The sequence below is a fragment of the Streptomyces sp. NPDC056160 genome, from assembly GCF_042268205.1.
GTDB lineage: Bacteria > Actinomycetota > Actinomycetes > Streptomycetales > Streptomycetaceae > Streptomyces.
In genome coordinates this window covers 1-1,624 of sequence record NZ_JBHJUW010000338.1, presented here as the reverse complement: position 1 = coordinate 1,624, position 1,624 = coordinate 1, and the positions used below count along the sequence as shown (strand labels likewise).

The 1,624-nt window shown below is 64.8% G+C and carries 1 protein-coding gene and 1 pseudogene; both read right to left on the bottom strand.

Annotation, left to right across the window (positions count from 1 at the left end):
- Positions 1 to 425 precede the first annotated feature (425 nt).
- Positions 426 to 569 (bottom strand): annotated as a pseudogene (locus ACFC02_RS42565) (transposase); the annotation flags it as partial.
- Positions 570 to 626: 57 nt separating this feature from the next.
- Positions 627 to 1,400: a creatininase family protein gene (locus ACFC02_RS42560; RefSeq protein ID WP_376368406.1), complete on the bottom strand. Its 774-nt coding sequence runs from the start codon at positions 1,398 to 1,400 to the stop codon at positions 627 to 629.
- Positions 1,401 to 1,624: the final 224 nt, after the last annotated feature.

The following is a 1,624-nucleotide window of genomic DNA, read 5'->3' as shown; positions in this document are numbered from 1 at the left end:
AGCTACCTCGCCGGACTCCACCTCCGGGCCTCCGTGATCTGGATCAAGGACCTCACACGAGCGGCCCCTTGATCACAACCGAATACGCTCCCTAGATGCAGGCAGGTTCGGGCCGGACACTGAAGACGGAGCTGACCGGGACATCGCGCGTGGGCCTGCTGCGCACGACGTATCCGGCGGGTGCGGGCACCAACTTCGTTGTGCAGGCGACCCGTTCGCGCATCACCGGCCATGTGCACGTGGACCCTGCCCCCCCGCGAGATCACCGGCTACAACCCCGACCGTCAGGACAGCAACCTCGGCCCGTTCAAGGCCTCCCGCTTCAAGGGCTACTTCGTCGCCCGCTTCGACACCGCCTTCGACAGCTACGGCACCGCCACCGGTGCGGCACTGCACGAGGGCCAGCACGACCGCACCGACGGCGACCTGACCGCCCGGACCCAGTTCCGCAGGGTTTCGGGGTTGATGCCTAGATCGGCAGCGACCTGCCGGATCGTCGCCCCGGGCCGCGACTGGTACAGCGCGACCGCGTCCGCCTTGAACTGCGGCGGATAGTTCTTCATGACCACGAGATGTCCGTTCTCAGATCCTCGGGATGCAGTGTCTCGTTTGTCCAGGATCAAGGGTCAAGGCCTCGTGAATCGTCGATAACGAATCGTTGCGTGCGTCGTGAGCAGGTCGGCGACGGCGTTCAGGCAGGCAAAACCCAGCTCAGAGGACATGCCGTGCGGGTTGCCGAGTACGCCGTTGGACGCGACAGCCTTGACGCCGTCGGTGAATACGCGGGCGAGCAGTTCGTCGTTCATTGACCCAGTGAAGCCGGCGATAGCACGATCGTTCCTCACGACGTCCGGCTGAACGGCGAGCATGATTGAGCTTTCGGCGATGTCGGCATGGCCTCCGACATGGCAGGCGAGGCCGGCGACGCGTTGAGCCGCGTCGCGCCATGCCTGGAGGACCGCTGCTGAGTCGGAGAACGCGATGATGTCCAGGTCGGCAGAAAGCCGTGGGGCGAGGTTCGCCTCGATCTCACTGAGCAACGGGTAGTTGCCGATGTGCGCCGAGAAGATCAGCACACGCTGGAAGCCGTGCGCGGCAAGGCTTGTGCAGCAGTCGGCGACGATCGCCTCGAGCGTTTCGGGCTGCAGTGAGAGCGTTCCGGCGAAGCCGAGGTGGTGCGCGGAGCAGCCGATCCGCACCGTCGGCAGCACGAGCGCGTCACCAAGCCGCTCGGCGACAAGGACGCCCAGGCGGTCGGCGTGATCGCTGTCGACCGACAGTGGCAGGTGCGCGCCGTGCTGCTCTGTGGCTCCCAACGGCAGGACTGCCGTACGCATGCCGCTCGCAATGGCATCCGCGATGTCGGGCGAGGTCAAACGCTCGATCCGCAGCTCGCTCACGTGTGGTCACTCCTCCTGACGGGCAGGCCCAGACAGCCTCATTGTTATCGGCATCTAACGCTGCTTGGGCTCTAGCGGGACCTTGACCAGGGCTGAACTACGCCTTACGTTATCGACGAATAACATTCGACGGAAGGGCTGTCATGGACTTCATCCTCATGACTGAGGGGGACACCCCAGTCGGGCTCACGCATGAGCACCGCTATCGGGAGCTGATCGAGGAG